Source organism: Paracholeplasma vituli (genome assembly GCF_025446935.1).
In the GTDB taxonomy this organism is placed as follows: Bacteria; Bacillota_I; Bacilli_A; order Acholeplasmatales; family UBA5453; genus Paracholeplasma; species Paracholeplasma vituli.
Window position 1 is genome coordinate 21617 of sequence record NZ_JAOEGN010000002.1, and the last position, 18944, is coordinate 40560.

15 protein-coding genes are annotated in these 18944 nt (G+C 38.2%); 12 read left to right on the plus strand and 3 right to left on the minus strand.

Translation table 11 applies throughout. From position 1 onward, the window contains the following. Window positions 1–87: 87 nt before the first annotated feature. Window positions 88–504 carry a MarR family winged helix-turn-helix transcriptional regulator gene (locus N7603_RS01170; RefSeq protein WP_262095483.1) on the plus strand — a complete coding sequence of 139 codons (417 nt, stop codon included), beginning with the start codon at window positions 88–90 and terminating at the stop codon, window positions 502–504. A gap of 25 nt (window positions 505–529) precedes the next feature. Here the strand turns inward: N7603_RS01170 and nagB are convergent, their stop codons facing one another. The 3 genes from nagB to N7603_RS01185 form a co-directional block, all read right to left on the minus strand. After that, window positions 530–1258: a glucosamine-6-phosphate deaminase gene (nagB, locus tag N7603_RS01175; protein ID WP_262095484.1), complete on the minus strand. Its 729-nt coding sequence runs from the start codon at window positions 1256–1258 to the stop codon at window positions 530–532. Between the two features lie 3 nt (window positions 1259–1261). Next, a complete protein-coding gene (nagA, locus tag N7603_RS01180; RefSeq protein ID WP_262095485.1) occupies window positions 1262–2386 on the minus strand; it encodes an N-acetylglucosamine-6-phosphate deacetylase in 1125 nt (374 codons plus the stop codon). A gap of 189 nt (window positions 2387–2575) precedes the next feature. Next, window positions 2576–3460 (minus strand): ROK family protein, encoded by an 885-nt coding sequence (locus N7603_RS01185; protein ID WP_262095486.1) that lies wholly within the window; start codon window positions 3458–3460, stop codon window positions 2576–2578. A gap of 114 nt (window positions 3461–3574) precedes the next feature. Here N7603_RS01185 and N7603_RS01190 point away from each other — a divergent pair, with 114 nt between their 5' ends. The 11 genes from N7603_RS01190 to N7603_RS01240 all read left to right on the plus strand — a co-directional run bounded on the left by N7603_RS01190 (window position 3575) and on the right by N7603_RS01240 (window position 18944). After that, window positions 3575–4285: a GntR family transcriptional regulator gene (locus N7603_RS01190; RefSeq protein WP_262095487.1), complete on the plus strand. Its 711-nt coding sequence runs from the start codon at window positions 3575–3577 to the stop codon at window positions 4283–4285. Between the two features lie 104 nt (window positions 4286–4389). Next, window positions 4390–5202 carry a hypothetical protein gene (locus tag N7603_RS01195; protein WP_262095488.1) on the plus strand — a complete coding sequence of 271 codons (813 nt, stop codon included), beginning with the start codon at window positions 4390–4392 and terminating at the stop codon, window positions 5200–5202. 115 nt (window positions 5203–5317) lie between these two features. Then, window positions 5318–7150, plus strand: coding sequence for a phosphodiester glycosidase family protein (locus N7603_RS01200; RefSeq protein WP_262095489.1), 1833 nt, complete (start codon window positions 5318–5320; stop codon window positions 7148–7150). Beyond that, the gene (locus N7603_RS01205; RefSeq protein ID WP_262095490.1) at window positions 7150–8850 is read left to right on the plus strand and encodes a beta-N-acetylhexosaminidase; all 1701 of its coding nucleotides are present in this window, start codon (window positions 7150–7152) and stop codon (window positions 8848–8850) included. Before N7603_RS01200 ends, N7603_RS01205 begins: the two co-directional genes overlap by 1 nt. A gap of 124 nt (window positions 8851–8974) precedes the next feature. Then, the gene (locus N7603_RS01210) at window positions 8975–11269 is read left to right on the plus strand and encodes an immunoglobulin-like domain-containing protein (protein WP_262095491.1); all 2295 of its coding nucleotides are present in this window, start codon (window positions 8975–8977) and stop codon (window positions 11267–11269) included. Between the two features lie 72 nt (window positions 11270–11341). Further along, complete coding sequence (locus N7603_RS01215; RefSeq protein ID WP_262095492.1) at window positions 11342–12007, plus strand: DUF624 domain-containing protein; 666 nt, start codon at window positions 11342–11344, stop codon at window positions 12005–12007. Between the two features lie 91 nt (window positions 12008–12098). Next, window positions 12099–14972 (plus strand): extracellular solute-binding protein, encoded by a 2874-nt coding sequence (locus N7603_RS01220; RefSeq protein ID WP_262095493.1) that lies wholly within the window; start codon window positions 12099–12101, stop codon window positions 14970–14972. Beyond that, complete coding sequence (locus tag N7603_RS01225) at window positions 14969–15889, plus strand: carbohydrate ABC transporter permease (RefSeq protein WP_262095494.1); 921 nt, start codon at window positions 14969–14971, stop codon at window positions 15887–15889. Before N7603_RS01220 ends, N7603_RS01225 begins: the two co-directional genes overlap by 4 nt. A 1-nt stretch (window position 15890) precedes the next feature. After that, complete coding sequence (locus N7603_RS01230; protein WP_262095495.1) at window positions 15891–16808, plus strand: carbohydrate ABC transporter permease; 918 nt, start codon at window positions 15891–15893, stop codon at window positions 16806–16808. A gap of 10 nt (window positions 16809–16818) precedes the next feature. Then, window positions 16819–18255, plus strand: coding sequence for an NHL repeat-containing protein (locus tag N7603_RS01235; protein ID WP_262095496.1), 1437 nt, complete (start codon window positions 16819–16821; stop codon window positions 18253–18255). Between the two features lie 2 nt (window positions 18256–18257). After that, on the plus strand, window positions 18258–18944 hold the full coding sequence (locus tag N7603_RS01240; protein ID WP_262095497.1) for a YIP1 family protein: 687 nt from the start codon (window positions 18258–18260) through the stop codon (window positions 18942–18944).

The following is an 18944-nucleotide window of genomic DNA, read 5'->3' on the forward strand; positions in this document are numbered from 1 at the left end:
TGTTATACTATGTATAGTATTTCGAATTTGGAATAATTACGATAAAGAAGGTGCCCTATCTCCTACGATTTAAAAACCATCACGGTCTTGTTCCGTGCAAAAAACAGCCTTGAAACTCTAATCAAGCAAGACGTCCAAAGCTATGGCGTGAATGTAAGCGAATTTGGTACCCTCGAAGCCCTTTATCATAAAGGCGCATTAACCGTCCAACAAATTATTGATAAAGTATTAATCGCGAATTCATCGATGACCTATGTTCTCGATAACCTTACCAAGAGAGGTTTGATCACAAGAACTAAAGACCCACTCGATAAACGCATTTTTAAAGTAGAATTGACACCAGAAGGCAAAGCATTCATGGATCAAATTTACCCACAACACGAAGCCAATATGAAAACTGTTCTTAGCATACTATCCAAAGAAGAACAACAATCCTTACAATCCTTATTGAAGATTTTAGGATTAAGCGCGAAAAATTTCAAATGTACAAAAGAAAACATCTAAGGGCAATTCAATTCACCCTTAGATGTTATTTTTTTAATAATAGTTTGGCAGCTTCTTTATCTAAGAAGATGTCAACATTGCTATGTTTTTGTAAGAAAGAGGCAGGGAGTGATTCTGTGATTTCACCTGTAATCATTTTGTAAATTGCGTCCGCTTTCGAAGCACCTGTAGCGATTAGTACGATGCGTTTCGCATCCAGGATATTTTGAATTCCCATTGTAATTGCGTGGGTTGGAACTTCATCGATATGATTGAAGAAACGAGCATTGTCTAAGCGGGTTTTTTCCGCAAGTAAGACTGTGTGTGTTTTGGAATCTGCTTTTGTTCCAGGCTCGTTAAAACCAATATGGCCATTCGCGCCGATACCTAGTAATTGGATATCTGGAACAAACTGATTTAGTAAGTCATTATAAGCTTTACAGGATTCCTCATAAGTACCTTGAATCGATGGTATGTGTACACGATTGAAATCGACATTGATGTGGTTAAAGAGATTTCTTTTCATAAATTCTTTATAAGATTCAGGATGTCCATCAGGTAAACCAATATATTCATCTAGGTTTACAGTTGTAACGTTATGATAGTCAGTATGGTTTTCTTTGTGATCTTTGGCTAATAAAGCATACACACCAAGCGGAGTTGACCCGGTAGCTAACCCAAGTACACTGTTAGGGTTTGCTTTGACTTGCTCTATGAATAAGTCTGCCACAGCACGATCAATTTCTGCTTTACTTCTTAAAATATGGATATTCATTGTTTATAATACGACCTTTCCATTTATAATGGTATGAACAACGTCATAATCTTGATTGAGGATGACGAGATTCGCGAGTTTTCCAACTTCGATAGAACCCATTAGGTGGTCTAGTTTAAGTTGTTTAGCGGGATTTAGTGAAGCAAGTACGGATGCCATGGAAGGGCTAAGTTGAAGTGTTTTAATCAAGTTTTTGACCCCATCATTCATTTTTAAAATGGATCCGGCTAAGGTACCATCTGCTAAACGAGCTTCATTGTTTTGAATGTGAACGGATTGTCCACCCAAATCATAAATACCTGGTGTCATGTATTTTGCACGCATACTATCTGTAATAAGTGATACACCTTCTACCCCTTTTGCTTTGATCAGGATTTTCGCTGCAGGCATTGAGACATGGATTAAGTCGTAGATGAGTTCGGCATTGAGCTCATCGTGAAGTAATGCCGCACCAACCACTCCAACATCACGGTGGTGCAACGGTGTCATTGCGTTATAGGTATGTGTTAGTGAGGTTGCACCAGCTTTAATGGCTTTGACAACCGTATCGTAATTCGCTTTTGTATGCGCAATCGATGCCACCACACCTGTTTCTTTTAAGTGTTCGATGAGGGACATAGCCCCTTCAATATCCGGTGCGATCGATACTTTTCTTATCTGATTACCGGATACTTTTTGGAAGTGATCAAATAGTGTGGTATTTGCCTCTATGATGCAATTTAGAGGTTGTGCACCGGCCGCCCCTTTATGAATAAAAGGACCTTCTAAATGAACACCTAAAACCACGGCTGCATTTGGGTTTTGATTGAGTACATAGTCTGCAATATTACTTAATGCGCGGTCAATATTTTCTTTGGTTTGAGTCATCGTTGTTGGTAAGAAAGCTGTCGTACCTTCTTTAACTAACGAAAGCGCCATTTTTTCAACAGCATCTGTTTCAGGATCCATCGCATCGAAGCCATTTGAACCATGAATATGTAAATCGATGAATCCCGGCATAACATACTCTACTGGTAAATCCTGTCGAGGTTCCTTTTTGTGGAGTTCTTTAATTCTTCCATTTTCTAGAATTAAATCTCCAAACACAACCTTATCTTCTAATACGATCCATTTGTTTTCTAGTATCACGTGTAATACACCTTCGATTTCTCATTGTAATGTGTCTATTAATATCTTATCATCAAAAAAATAAATTGCAATCTAGATTGTATAGATAAGTTGATTAGAAAAAATAAAGACTGCCTAAAGGCAGCCTAATTTATATTAGAAAACTTCACTTGTAAAGTCAAGATGAGCACGATATAATAGTACTATGATTTACTTAAAATTTGGATAACGGTTTAGGAAATGGTAGAACGCTCCAACCATGCCTGCGTCATTCTTATATTGTGCCGCTTTCAATGTTGTGTACTTGATAAGGTGATCGCTAAGTCTTGGTAGAACGTGTGATTTCAATTCTTCGATAAAGGATGGTCTAGCTGTAATACCACCACCAATGACAATGATTTCAGGGTTAAAAGCATAGGCAATATTCGCAATTCCAATGCTTAAATTCTGATAGAAACGATTGACCACTTCAATCGCACCAGGGTGGCCTTCATCAAAGAGTTTAAACACAGCGACACCATTATCAATGTCCGAACTAATTTGCTTTTTAGCAGCCCTAACCAAACTTGAAGTAGAAGCGATTTGTTCATAGACTTCACCTTCAATTTGCATCAATCCAAATTCACCAGCACTGAATCCGTTACCTTCAATGAGGTGACCGTTCAATACGATTGCACCACCTATACCGGTACCCACAGTTAAAGCAATCATCGAAGACGCATTTCTACCAGCACCCATGTGGTATTCACACAGTGCCATTGAGTTGACATCATTCATAACCGAAACAGGTAGATGAAGAGCAGATTGTAATTCTTCAATAATATTAAGACCAATGAAATCAAGAATAGCGTTGGTTGCGCTTAGTAGTTCACCCGTTTGTGAACTGATTACACCAGCTGATGAAACTGCGATACCTTCACCCTTGAACGAATCCTTCATTTGATTTACAGCTTGAATGATATCTTCAATAATGAATTTTCCACCTAAAGCGCCTCTAGAAGGCATCATCGCTTTATGAATGAGTTCACCATATTGAGTAATTACCCCATATTTAATATCGGTTCCCCCGATATCAAAAACAAAAAATTGACGCATAGAACACACCTCTTTCAATTCTATTAGATATTATAAGGGGTCAATCCACAAAAAACAATTGAAATCAAAGACAAATCAAAATAAGTTTAACTTATAAAAAAAAGAGGTAACCACATGATCACACCTATTTACAAAGTCATCGAAAATGACATCAAACTCAAAATTAATCAAGGAGAACTTAAAAGTGGGGACCTTGTACCCTCAGAAAATGAGCTCAAGGATCAATACAACGTATCCCGTATGACCGTTAGACAAGCTCTAAACAATCTGGTCAATGATGGGTATCTATTCCGTCATAAGGGTAAGGGTACTTTCATTTCACAGCGAAAGATTGAAAAGAATATCCACGGTGTACGTTCATTCACTGAAGAAATGGCGGCGACTGGTCGTAAAGTTTCTAATAAGATTCTATCCTTCGAACGGGTTCAAGCTTCGCCTGACATCGCAGACAAACTCTTCTTAAACGAAGGCGATGAAGTGATTCATGTTGAACGTGTTCGCTACGGTAACGACATTCCAGTACTATTTGAACAACTCTACATCCCGGGGAATCTTTTTAAAACCATCGGTAAAGAAAACTTGCAAGGCTCGTTTTACCAATACCTTGAACATGAACTTGGTATGCAAATCTCGTACTGCATTCAACAGATTGAAGCCATTTCTGCGGATTCAAAAGTGAGTGTTGCGTTAGAAGTCAATAAGAATGTCCCAACATTACTCATTGTTCGTAACACCTTCTTATCGAATGGGCGTCCATTTGAGTATGTGAAATCATTTTACCGAGCTGACCAATACAAATTCGTTCAACACGCCATTAAAGGCTAAAATAATTCAAATTAGACCAGATAAAAACTGGTCTTTTTTTAACGGCTTTTTGTATAGACAAGTAAAAAGATTATTGATATAATGACCATGAAAGCGGTGAACCTATGGATAATATCGCAGTAAAACCATTAGAAATCAAAATAGCCTTACAAAAACAAGCGTGTTTTGGTGGGGCTTGGTATCATAAAGTGATGAGCATCGAATACCCTTTTTATGGTATCGAAGGGACCGTCACGCTTCCTATACCATTTATTAGAAGATACGATCAAAACTATAAAGCAAAACATGTGGTTGATTTAAATCATAAAAACTTGGACGTTTCCTCCATTTATATGGGTGGACATGCGAGTGATGAATCTGATGTTGGTTTAGCCCTATTTAGAGGGTATTTAGACGATCAAATCTCGACTGGGGCGTTTGTTTATCGTCCGTTTTGGCGGTATATTACCGATGAATTTGAAGATATCGGGACCTATGATTTAGAAAAAGGTCGTAACTACGCAGCGACATTATTATCTGAACGAAACGGGATTAAGAATATTTATGCACAATACCATCCCTCTTTTACTGAATACTACTATTTACCAGGCGATACACTCAAACTATCTTTATTCAGCCCTAAACCCAACTTTATGCAACTACAGATTACTGTAATTGATGTATCTAGACTACCCTATTCTGCTAATCTAAGAAGACGTTATCAGATGAAAGTTCCACAAACATTCTTAAGTCCGATGTTTTCTTCTAAAGGTCATGGAACAGATATGCCGAAAACATATAAACGTGTCAATGCCATTGATCAAGTTCGAAATGAAGGTAAAGAAGCGATTTTAACTAAAACTGAAATTCTCAATGCCCAGTGGAAAAATTGTTTCTTATATTACAAAGAAAACAACACATTATTTAAAACCCTTTAAATGATGACATTTCTGTTACCATACAGTGTCCAAATCCAAAAGCTTTTTATGCGACTCCAATCGATTCAATAACTGGGGGTCAAATGATATCTATTCGTCCGAGTGAGGTTAACCGATGAAAAAACTCAGTGTATTACTTTTACTTCTGTTTTTATTACCCCTTCAACTACAAGCTGCTGAACTCGGCTATCAAGTCGATAACCAAACGACTGAAACCGTATCGGGTGTTACACAAACCAATATCACCGCGACAGTGACGAACGATGCCGGAACGACTTCAAAACAAAATGTCACTATACTTAAACCAGACGATTCTCTACAAATGACCACCTGGAGTTATTTCAACGAGAGTGGAAAACTTGTCAACAAAGACGTCTTATCGCTCGCTCGTGATTTTAATCTGAAAAATCCGGATTATGAAGTTATCGCAGGGGTAAATGGGGATTACTTTACGACTGGTTCCACGATCAGTGCGAATATGATATTCGGATCTAAACTCATCAAAGCTGATAACCACAGTAAATACTTATCTATTGAACTGAATTCAAATGGACAATTTGTAAAATCTCAAAAGACGATTTCTTATGGGAATTATAAACTCTATTTATACGACCGAGTCTCGCATGCTTTGCTTAAAGTAGTTGCTATTGAAAACATCAATGACTCTACCATTGAAGCTGGTCAAACAGGTGTATTTTACAACTATGACTCTGTGACTAAACCAAGTGGACTTCATTATAGTTATACCCTTAACATGCAATCGTTTACGAACAGTCAATCCTTCTATTACGCTACCAACCCTATCGAAAAGAATAGTGTCATCGAGACAAGTACTACTAAAGTTTCAGTCCTATCTAAAGACGAAAGCGTCAATGCATTATTACCGAATAGTGTCATCAAAATTCAAAAAGAAGCGGGTGGTGTCGGTGAATCCAATACCTTGCTTGGTGTTGGTTCACAAATACTCGATAACGATACGATTAAACCGTTCTCTGAGATTGGTGATCAAAACGAGGGAATTAGAGAGGACCGTCACCCAAGAACTGGTATTGGATTCGATAGCCAAAATCGTCCGGTCTTGATTACAGTAGATGGTCGTCAAACAGGCTTTTCTCAAGGTGTGAACTTAAGAGAATTCGCGAAGATTATGCAAGCGAATGGTTTGAAAAATGGTTTTAACTTAGATGGTGGTGGTTCGACACAAGCCATTATCAAATCAGGGGAAGACTTCAAAATCATAAATAGTCCCTCTGAAGGTGGTCCAACAACATACCGAGCAGTCTCAAATGCCGTATTCTTCATTAAACCAAAAGCGAAAGCACTTGTTCAATCCGAACTAACCGATGAAACCTTAATGTTGACTCTGCCAAGTACCAACTATAAAGTCTTATTAAATGGTATTCAACAAAACATATCTCAAACCACAGTAACTTTTGAACTGGATTCGAAAATCGATAACGCAGTTTCTGTTGTGGACCTAACTACCAATCAAGTCGTCTTCAATCAAGTCATCTATGCATTCTATGTCAAAGAGACAGTCTATCCAACCATTACAAAAACAGAGGGGATTCTAAAATCAAACACTTTCGAAATTGAAATCAGTTTTGATGACCCAGAACGTCTCATCGACCGAATGTATGTGATTTATACAGAAAAGAGCACCCAAAAGATAGCTCTAGTACAATATGCAGGGTTACGTAAAGCCACCTTCGATCTAATTGAACCTGGTACACATAATTTTGAAGTACACTACGAACTCAAAACAGGTGAGGAATTCTCCTATGAGTTCACTTATGAGTATGAACTCCCTACTGATCCAGAAACACCTTTAGAACCTGAAACGGATGAACCCTTGGGTACGGCTGTTATACTAGCCATCACATTACCTATAGGAGCTCTTGGTGTCATTTTAGTAGCAGTATTCCTACTTAGAAAGAAGAAAATCTAATGAAAGACTTATTAGAACAACTCAAAATCCAGCACAAGATTAAACACTTCATAGTATCTGATGAAACAAAACAAGAAAGTGATACACTTTACTATAAAAGTATTCCAAGTGCATTACTCTATCTAAAACACTTAGAAACCACTGGTATTTCTTTACCGGATGATGGCTTCTCGGTTAAAGGTACGATGGTTGATCTATCCAGAAATGCTGTATTCAAAATAGATTATTTTAAATCGGTAATTCGTAGACAAGCCCTTATGGGATTTAATCAGATTTGGCTTTACATGGAAGATGTGTATGAACTCAAAGATTACCCAAAGTTTGGCTACTTAAGAGGCAAATACACACAAAAAGAACTCAAAGACTTAGATGATTATGCCTTTCATCTAGGTGTTGAGCTCGTTCCTTGTATTCAAACCTTAGGTCATATGGGTCAGTTTTTAAGATGGCCGAGTTCATCGCCATTTAAAGACCAAGCGGATGTGCTTCGAATCGATACTGCGAAACCACTCATCGAAGCGATGATTGATTTTTGTCAAGATACCTTTAGAACCAATCAAATCCACATTGGTATGGATGAAACCTTTGGCTTTAGTTTAGGGACTTACTATAAAAAACACGGTTACCATAACCCAGAAGACTTATTCTTAGAACATCTCAACTGGGTTTATAGTCTTTGTAAGCAAAAAGGGTATGCTCACATCTTAATGTGGTCGGATATGTTTTTTAGACACCGTTCTCAAACCGAATATTATTATGATACAACCATTACTTTTGAAGAGGCGTTTTTAAGCAAGATTCCAAAAGACATTACCATGGTTTATTGGGACTACTATAATTTAAAACCAGAAGTCTATGAGAAAATGATTCAAATCCACCAAAAAATGGGACTCGATGTAGTTATGGCCAGTGGGACTTGGATTTGGACAAAGTTAATATACGATCAAGAACAAACACAAAAGACGGCTAAGCTCGCAATCGAAGCCGCTCAAAAATGCAATCTTAAGAAAATCATCTTCACCCATTGGCAAGACGATGGTGCTTACGTAGATTATGAATCTGTATTTCTAGGTCTCTTTGATGTCACTAAATGGATGACAAAGGGATTATTAAGTCCTGTATTTTATAATAATCTAGAAGAGATAACGCACGAAAACTGGTTAGTTCAAACTAAAATCAATCAATTAGGGTATTATCCAGTTAAATTATTATGGGATGATCTCCTTTTAGGCATTTATCTAAACGACTTAACCGGTTATGAACCGAAAGCTTTAAAACCATATATTCAAAAAACAAAACAGTATCTTAAAGAACTTAAGACGATTGATGCACCTCATGCTAAAGCACTCGCTGATGTTTTACGCCTTAAATTAGAAATTAGACAGGCTTGCTTAGAGGACTACTTTACAACGAAGACGTTTAGTCGTACAATAAGACTGGTCAAGCAATTCAAACTAAAGATGAAATCTTTAATTGAATCGTTTGAAGGATTGTGGCACGATAGATACCGTCCGTTTGGGTTAGAAGTATTGCAGACTAGACTCTTTGGACAAATCCGTAGAGCCGACGAACTTCTATATTGGATCGATCAGATCATATTAGATCCTAACCAAACCCTACCGTTTTTTGAAGAAGTGCTATCTAAAGAACCGTACATGAATTTCAAGTATTTAGATTACGGGTTCAGCTCTAAACAATAAAGGGTCCCTCGGGTCCTTTTATTTTTCAATAATTTTTAAAACGCTTTCAAAAACACTTGACTATACATTTGAACGATATTATAATGTGGTTAGATGTATATACAATTAAAGTGGAGGAAAACAAATGAAACAATTTAGAATTGCGAAAAGCTTCTTTGCACTTGTTCTGATGGTTGTTGCAGTATTTGGTTTAGCTGCATGCGTTCAAAAATCAGATCAAGCGTTCGTTGATGAAGCTTTTGATTCACTAAATGTTACGTTCCAATCTGGCGACAGTGCGACATCCGTAACAAAGAATTTAACATTACCTGGAACTGTTGGTGATGTGAAAGTGACTTGGAAATCCAGTCAAGCAAACATAATTTCAATCACAGGTGTGGTTACTAGAGGCAACTCTGACCAAACCGTTACTCTAACAGCAACACTATCCTATGGCGAAGCTAAAAAGGATAAAACTTTTGAAGTTAAAGTAATCGCTGCTTTAGATACAGTTGCTCCAGCATTCATGAATACGATCAACGGTAAGTTAGCTGCTGCAGAGCACTTAGAAACAGTTGAAATCGATTTAATGGAAGGTATTGTCGCAAGAGATAACCGCGATGGCTATGATGTCGTTATTACTTATGATGATTCCGCATATGACAAAGACGCTGCAGGCGAATATGTAATCGTTTATACTGCAGAAGATAAGAGTGGTAACAAAACCAATACAGAACGTATCATTCGCGTTATCGATGCCTTAGACGTTACTGTAGATGCAGCAGTCATCGGTAACAAATGGGTACCTTATATTTATAATGACGACAATGCATTCAAAAATAATGGTACTTATGGTGCTGCATTCAGAACACAAGACATTTTACATGTTATGAGCAAAGAATTCTTTGTGGCTCAAGTTGCTGAACATGGTTCTGAATACCCAACTAACAACAATTTACCATTATTGCCTTATGGTTCCCTCATCGTAACAGATAAAGATTTCAACATCATTCATGCTAGATTCCAAACAGGTGTCTACCTACAAATGGACGTTGTGGATGGCGTTACAACTACCACGCATACGACATTAAACTGGAACCGTGAAGGCGTAGCTGGTGGCGATTTATTCTATGAAGTAGCAGACTTAATTCCAGCAGATGGTTATATCATGTTCTTAAGTGCAGTAGCCCCACAATCAGCTCGTATCTTCTTAGTATCTAACCTATTCTACACAGGTTATACAGGTGGCGCAGTCACTAAAGACTTCCAAGATATTTTTGAATTAACTGATATTGAACTTGATTTAGTTGAAGATTTCCGTGTATTGATTAAGATGCCAGATCCAATCAATACCCCAGAAATTGAATTAAACCGTCATACTCTATCTTGGGACGCTATTCCAGGTGCATTAAACTATCAATTATTCGTCGATGGCGTAGCATTTGGTGATCCGATTACAGCAACCTCAGTTGATTTATCTAAACTTGCGTTAGAACTGTCAACAAATGATGGCTATGAGATTACAGTGGTTGCGAATACACAAGACCAATTCAAGTACAGTTCGTCACAACCTTCTAATGTGATTACCTACAAGAAAGTTGAAATTCAAAACTTATCAGCACCAGTGATTGCAGCAGATACAGAAAATGTTGAATTGTTGAAGTGGGAAGCAGTAGAAGGCACTGACTTCTATGAAATCTATGTACAAGTTACAGCAACAGTTAACGTATTGGTTGGCACATCCAAAACCAATTCATTTGATACATCAGTTGTGAGAGAACGTTTCAACGGTTACAATGGCTATATCGTTAAAGGTATTGGCTTAGCGACACACACAGACTCTTCATTCTCTAACAAAGTATTTATCAACCAAGTAACTACGACTCAAATTACCATTGGCAATGTGAAGACAACTGCGATGGTAATGACAGCCGAAGCCTATTTCTTAAAACGTAATGGTGGTTTCAACAACACCTATGAATCCTATGTATTTGTGATCACAGGTACATACGAATACACAGGTGCTATGACAGAGGCAACTTCCGTCATCGCGTTACTAGATAGTCAAGGCAAAGTGAAGTTTGTTCGTAACATTTTAGCAACCGCAACCCACGCCGCAACCTATACACCTGAAAAGGGTTGGTTCCATGACCCTGGGTATGCAAGCCAAACCGCACAATTAGCCAATATTAGAGAATATCTAGCTGCGGGTGATGTGATGATTATTGGTAAACAACTAGGCTCTACACTTCAAGTACAAGTGGGCGAAAATGCACCAGTTGTCGGTAACGCTAGAGAAATCGCAGCGTATGCATTCATCGTCGAATGGGCTACATTCCCAACTGCAGCTTCAGGTACAGCTGGTTGGAGAGGCGATATGTCTACATTTAAAGATGCTAAGACAATCACAGTTACCATCGGAACACCTGCAATAAAATAATAAAATTAAATAAAACATTGAACAAGCAACAATGCGTTGCTTGTTCTTGTGTTTTATATGGAGGACTTAAAAATGAATTTTTTTGAACGTTATGTGAATTCAAAACTGTATCAATACACCGATCTTTTGTTTAAAATGATCTGGTTAAACTTGCTCATGATCCTAACCACAGTGGTCGGTTTAGGGGTTTTTGGTTTGCCAATCGCACTCTCAAGTGGGATCCTTACGATGAGAGGCATTTTAAAGAAACCATCGATGAACGTATTTCAAACCTACTTCCAAGTTATAAAAACCAAATGGAAAACTGCACTTAAAACAGGCTTGATTTATGAATTACTATTGTTCGTTTTAGGATTCAATATGACGTTTTTTTACACAAATTTAGACCCTTTTAACTGGTTCAATTTTATCGCTTTAATGATAACGACTTTCATGTGGTTGATTACGATTGTAGCTTTTTATCACGGTTTAATTTTAACGATGCTTTACCCGGTTCGATTTAAAGGCATTTTCAAACACAGTTACTTACTCACTGTAGGATTCGTTTTAAGAAGCTTCATAGCTATCCTGATTTTGTTCTTAGTACTTTATGTAATCTTATGGATTCCATTACTAGGTATTATTATCGGAATCAGTGGACTATTACTTATCATCGCGTATATTCTGCATAAACCTTATGTAGAAATCGATTCTTTACGTGAAGATTTCTACAAAACTCTAGAGTCTTACTTACAGTAAAGACACCAGATATAACTTGACTAGTCAAGCAAGCTCGTGCTATACTATATTTGAATTGACTATACAACTTTAAAAATAGAAGAGGCAACCCATGAAAAAAATCATTTTGGTCACCTTAGTCCTGGCATTACCCTTGGGCTTATGGTTATCCAATCCTAAAAAAGTAAGCGCTTTAAGCAGTGACTATAACGTTTCAGTATTCGATCTTCAATCTACAGAATCAGAATCGACTTACGCCACTTATAAAGCCAAATTCAATCCGGTCTATCCAACGACACCTGTTTCGGTGAATTTGGGTCTTTTTGACTATAAAAATGGCTTGGTTGAATCCGATGAACCCTATATAGCCAATTTTACGGATGATCAATCTGTGACAAAACAAGGACTTTACATTCCAGAATCTGGGGATATTACATTTGATGTGATGGTTCAAGAAGCTGGCTATTATCAAATAAAGACGACTTACTTGAACATCGTTGGTCGTAGTTCAAGTATTCAACGTGGCGTTAAAATTAACGGCGAATACCCATTCGTAGAAGCAGAAACCATCTCTTTACACCGATTTTTTAAAGACGCATTTAAAGTCTCAGAAGGTCGTGTGAAAGGGACATCAGATATACGTCCAAAACAAGTAGAGGTCCATTTGTGGTCAACCGATACATTTAAAGACCGTGTTGGTTACTACAACGAAGCATATTATTTCTACTTCAATTCCGGTGTCAATACCATTGAGTTGATAGGGAAACGTGAACCAGTAGTTTTAAATAGTATTGAATTATTTCAAACCGAAAAAACACCAAGTTACGCAACCTATTATCAAACCCATCAAGCTCAAGGTGCGGTCGTAAAAGAAGCAAACTACATCATCGAAGCCGAAGAATCTTTCTTAAAGAGTTCACCATCCTTAAACCCAATCGCTGAATATTCAACATTCAAGTTCTCGCCTTATGAATCATTCATTACACGTTACAACGCAATCGGTGGTAATAACTGGCGTATTGCAGGTGATGAAATCACTTGGGAAGTTGAAGTTCAAGAAGCAGGTTTTTACAAGCTGAATTTTAAAGCGATTCAAAATTTCTCAAATGGTCAAAGTTCAACGAGAACCCTAAAAGTAAACGGTGAAGTCCCATTTGAAGAAGCTTCTCAAGTTGAATTCAAATATAAAAATAGCCTTCAATATGTTACTTTAGGCACTAAAAAGAACCCTCAGTATGTGTACTTAGAGGCAGGTAAAAACACCTTATCCCTACAAGCAAACATTGGTACTTACGGTGAAATTGTTCAACGTGTCAATGTCTTAATTCAAGATTTTAGATCATTCTACCGTGAAGTTGTTATGCGTACAGGATTAAATCCAGACCCATATCAAGATTACTTGTTAGATCGTTACATTCCAAATTTCAACGAACGCTTAGATCGTTTTCAATCGGAACTTAAAGAAGTTAAAGCCGATATCATTGAAATCTCAGGTGGTAGAAGTTCCTTGATTTCTCCGTTCGACCGTGCTTTAAATCAATTAGACAAATTTATTACCGATGAAAAGAACGTTCAAAATGGGTTACGTGAATTTGAACAAAACATTTCCTCGTTAGGCTCTTGGGTTATCAATGTTTCTGAACAACCTTTAACCTTAGACCAAATCATCATTTCAGGAAATTCATATAAACTACCAAGTATCAAAGTCAATTTCTTCCAAAAGATGTGGCATGAACTTACCTTATTCTTTGGTTCCTTCATGGAAGATACGGACTTAGGTTCAGGGGTTAAAGCTGATGGCCCAACCATCGAAGTATGGATCGGTACAGGTAGAGATCAAACCACCTTACTCCGGCAATTAATTGATGAATCCTTTACCACACAAGAAGGCGTTAACGTCAACTTGAAGATGGTTAATATGGGTATTCTACTTCAAGCAACGCTATCAGGTAATGGTCCTGATGTCGCGATTGGTGTCGATCAAAAGATGCCGGTTAACTGGGGTATACGTAACGCCATTGTTGATTTATCGACATTTGAAGATTTCGAGGATGTCGCTTCCTGGTTTAGCCCATCCGCGTTAGAAGCACTCACGTTTAACGGTTCAACCTATGCACTACCTGACACAGAAGACTTCTTAGTCATGTTCTACCGTAAAGATATTTTACAAAGTATAGGTGTCAATCAAATTCCACAAACTTGGAATGAAGTCATTGATATTTCACCAATTTTACAAAAACGTTATTTGGAGTTTTATGTTCCGGTCTCACAAGGCTCACTTTCTACCGTTTTATACGCGATGATGCGTCAAAATGGTGGGGACCTCTATTTAAACAATGGAGAATCTTCAGGGATGTTACAAAAACCGAATATCGATGCATTCTTAGCCTTCACTAAACTCTATTCAGATTATGGATTCGCGCTAGAAGCGAACTTCGCCAACCGTTTTAGAAGTGGTGAAATGCCAATTGGTATCGCGAACTATTCGTTATACAACACCTTAAGCGTATTCGCACCTGAAATTGCAGGTCAATGGGATTATGCTTTAATTCCTGGGGTGAATCGTGATGGTGAATTACATCAAGAATCCACATCCACTGTATCGTCTTCTGTCATCTTGCACAACACGAAACATAAAGAAGCTTCATGGACCTTCTTAAAGTGGTGGTTAAGTAAAGATACCCAAACCGATTATGCAAGAGGTATGGAAGCCATCATTGGTTCGGCTGCACGTTATCCAACCGCGAACCTTGAAGCCTTTGAACAACTCCCTTGGCCAGTCAAAGATTACCTCACTTTAAAAGCACAACGTGAAAAAGCAGTCGGGATTCCGACAGTACCTGGCGATTACATCGTTGGTAGACACATTGATAACGCCTTTAGAAGTGTCTTAAATAGCAATGTTTCACCACAGGATGCCCTGTATCATTATCATTTAAAGATTAATGAAGAGATTACTAGAAAGCGAAATGAATTAGGCTTATGACACAAAATCTAAAATACAAACAATCGCTTTTCAAACAAATGAAATCTAAGAAAGTTTATTACGGCATGATGGCCCCATTCTTAATCATATTCTTCACATTTACCATCTTGCCCGTAATCATGAGCTTATTCTTGAGTTTCACGACGTTTGATATGCTAAATCCACCTAAATGGGTGTGGTTAGAAAATTACATCTACTTGCTTTTATACGATGATGTGTTCTTAATCGCCTTAAGAAATACATTTATCCTTGCGATCATCATTGGTCCAATCAGTTACGCAGCCTCATTCATTTTCGCTTGGCTTATTAATGAACTTCCACCAAAAATCCGTTGGGTCTTAACCGTGGTATTCTATGCACCTTCGATTAGTGGATCCGCATTCCTGTTATGGCAATTGATTTTTAATGGTGACATGTATGGTTACCTAAACGCATTCTTAATTTCAAGCAATCTCATTGATGCGCCAATTTTGTGGTTAAAAACCCCAGAATACGCGCTCATGATTATCATCATCGTTCAACTTTGGTTATCCTTAGGAATCAGTTTCCTATCCTTCGTTGCAGGGTTACAAACAGTCGATAAATCGCTTTATGAAGCGGCTGCCATCGATGGGATTCGTAACCGTTGGCAAGAGTTGTGGTACGTGACACTGCCTCAAATGATGCCACAATTGATGTTTGGTGCTTTAATGCAAATTACCTCGTCCTTTGGGATTGCATCGGTATCTACTCAACTCTTAGGGTTCCCATCCGTAGAGTATAGTGGACATACCATCATCACCCACTTGATCGACTTCGGTGCCGGATCACAACGTATGGAACTCGGCTACGCTAGCGCCATCGCAACCATTCTATTCTTAATTATGATGGTCGCGAACTTAGCTGTCCAAAAAGTTTTAAGAAGGGTAGGTAGCTAGGATGGAATCCAAAGACATCTCCCAGTTAAGAGATTTAAAATTATCCAATATTAAACGTAAGAAGGCCGTTAAAAAAGGCAAAAAACGTCTAAGCCGTTCGTGGCAAGGCGATTTCGCACTCAGTCTATTATTAATTGGATTTGGCTTATTCAGTGCCTATCCACTCGTATTTACGATTGCGAATGCTTTCAAACCGTTAGATGAAATCTTCCTATTCCCACCAAGACTATTTCCAAGAAATTTTACATTAGATAACTTCGTGGATCTTTTCAACTTAATTGGGAATACCCGTATTCCGATTTCAAGATATTTCTTCAATACTTTGGTCATTACGATTGTTGGGGTATCTGGACACGTGTTGTTCGCGGCCCTCGCAGCGTACCCACTGGCTAAACACAAATTCCCAGGAAAAGCACTCATCAACCAATTGATTGTCTATTCCTTAATGTTCTCATCACTCGTTACAGCAGTACCAAACTACTTAGTGATTTCATGGTTAGGGTTAATCGATACCCACTTAGCCATCATCATCCCATCTTGGGGTTTCACCCTGGGTCTATTCTTAATGAGACAGTTCATGGTAACCATTCCGACTGAACTCTTAGAAGCGGCGAAGATGGATGGCGCTGGGGAATACCGTGTATTCTTCAAAGTGGTAATGCCACTAGTCAAACCAGCTTGGTTAACGGTCATTATCTTGTTGTTCCAACAACTCTGGTCAACAGATGGTGGAGCTTACATCTTCACTGAAAACTTAAAACCTCTCTCGTTCGCCTTACAACAAATTGTTGCGGGTGGGATTGCGAGAACAGGAGCATCCGCTGCAGTTGCTTTATTGATGTTGGTCGTACCAATCTCAGTATTCATCATTAGCCAATCACGCATCATCGATACGATGGCGCATTCCGGTATTAAATAGGAGGTCCATGATGAAAAAACTATTATTATTCACACTCATCCTCCTTGGTATAGCATTCAGTAATGTCAATCTTGAAGCTGCTTATAATTATGCTTTTTGGGACACCATTGATTCCTCAGAAGCGATGCATGTCTTAAGAGTCATCGATAACTCCAATATTAAAAGTGATTTAGGCGTTGAAAAACCCATCACTTTAGGCGATTTACGTGATGTATTCTATTATGAGGATTCGATTTATGTATCGGACGCAACTTCTAATAAAATCCACGTATTCAACGAAAACTACGACTATGTTAGAAGTTTACCAGACCCAGCAGACGCCCTTGGACAGCTTAATAGCCCACAAGGCATTCATGTGTTAAACGATTTACTTTATGTTGCAGATTATAACAACAACCGTATCGCAATTTTCGATTTAACGAACGATCGTTTGGTTCAAGAAGTTAAAAATCCAAACGATGCCATCTTTGATAACCTAGTTTTCAAACCGTTACGTGTCTCAGTCGACCGTACCGGACGTATGAATGTCATTGCCTATGACGTATATGAAGGGATCATGGAGTTTGATATCGAAGGTAACTTCAACCGTTATTTTGGAACAAACACAATTAAGTTATCTGTTTTAGATGCTTTAATCTATCGTTTTTCAACCAAAGAACAACGTGAGAAGATGGCATTAAAACTACAAACTTCCTTCACATCGATGGATATTGATGATGATGGGTATATTTACACAGCGTCACGTCTAGAATACTGGGCACCGGTTAAGAAATTAAACTTTAAAGGTCGAAATATTTTAGAATCCAAAGGGTATGTCGGCGTCGTTGGGGATGCTAAATTCCAAGAGACCGACAATCGTACGACTACAGGACCTTCAGCCATCATCGATGTTGCTGTTCATGGCGATAACGAACGTTTCACGATTTTAGATAACACCCGTGGTCGCTTATTTACATACGACATTGAGGGGAATCTCTTATACATTTCAGGTGGTAAAGGTTCTGAACAAAATAAGTTATCCGGACCAACCGCTGTTACTTATCAAAATGAGCGCATCCTCGTGACCGATAATGTCTCAAATAGCCTAATGGTGTTTGAACCCATCGCATTCGGGGAATTAGTTAATCTAGCAACAACTCAGTACTATGATATGGAGTATGTGGCTGCGAAAACCACTTGGGAAAGTGTTCTAAAACTCAACTCAAACTATTTCTTAGCCTATGCAGGTATCGGTCGTGCACAACTTCGTGAAGGCAATCACAAGCAAGCTATGACCAATCTAAAATTAGGTTATGATTACTACAATTATTCCAAAGCATTTGAGCAAAACCGTAATGAACAACTAGCCAATACGTTACCGTATGTGCTAGTCGGTGGATTCGTAATTATGGGTATTCTATTAGCGAAGTCTATCAAGAACGCCATTAAACGAGAAGGAGACGATTGATAATGAATTTACAAAAAATCGGACAAGCAATCAAACAATTCAATTACAGTCAATTTTTCCGTCAACTTCTAGAGGATTACGTTAAGTTTCCTCTTTACATACTGACCCATCCGTTTAAAGGCTATGACGACTTCAAATTTGAAAACCGTGGCAAACTCTCGGTCGCAATCGTCTACCTAATACTACTGGTTATTACGAACGCCATCAGCGTCACCAGTTCTGGATTTTTAGTTTCTGCACCTTATGTTGAGAATTTCTCAATTATCCGTACTTTCTTCCTAGTGGTGGTACCAGTTGTCTTGATTACCATCGGCAACTGGTCAATCACCTCATTATTTGAAGGCAAAGGCAAGATGGTTGAAATCTTCAAAGTCATTTGTTACGCAATTATTCCACTCGTTTGGATAGGTTTACCAATGACTTTGATATCCAACTTCTTAATTGCAGAAGAACTTGCAATCTACTACGCAATGAATTCGATCAGTGCGTTCTTAGTCGGTTATATGGCACTATTCGGTCTTTTAGTCATTCATGAATATGGCTTATTAAAGACCATCGTCACCCTGTTATTCACAGCGGTGGCTGTAGCCCTCATCATTTTTATCGGGCTACTCATCTTAACTCTATTTCAACAGCTTTATGGGTTCATCGTTCAAGTTTATGAAGAATTCATACTGCGGGTATCTTAG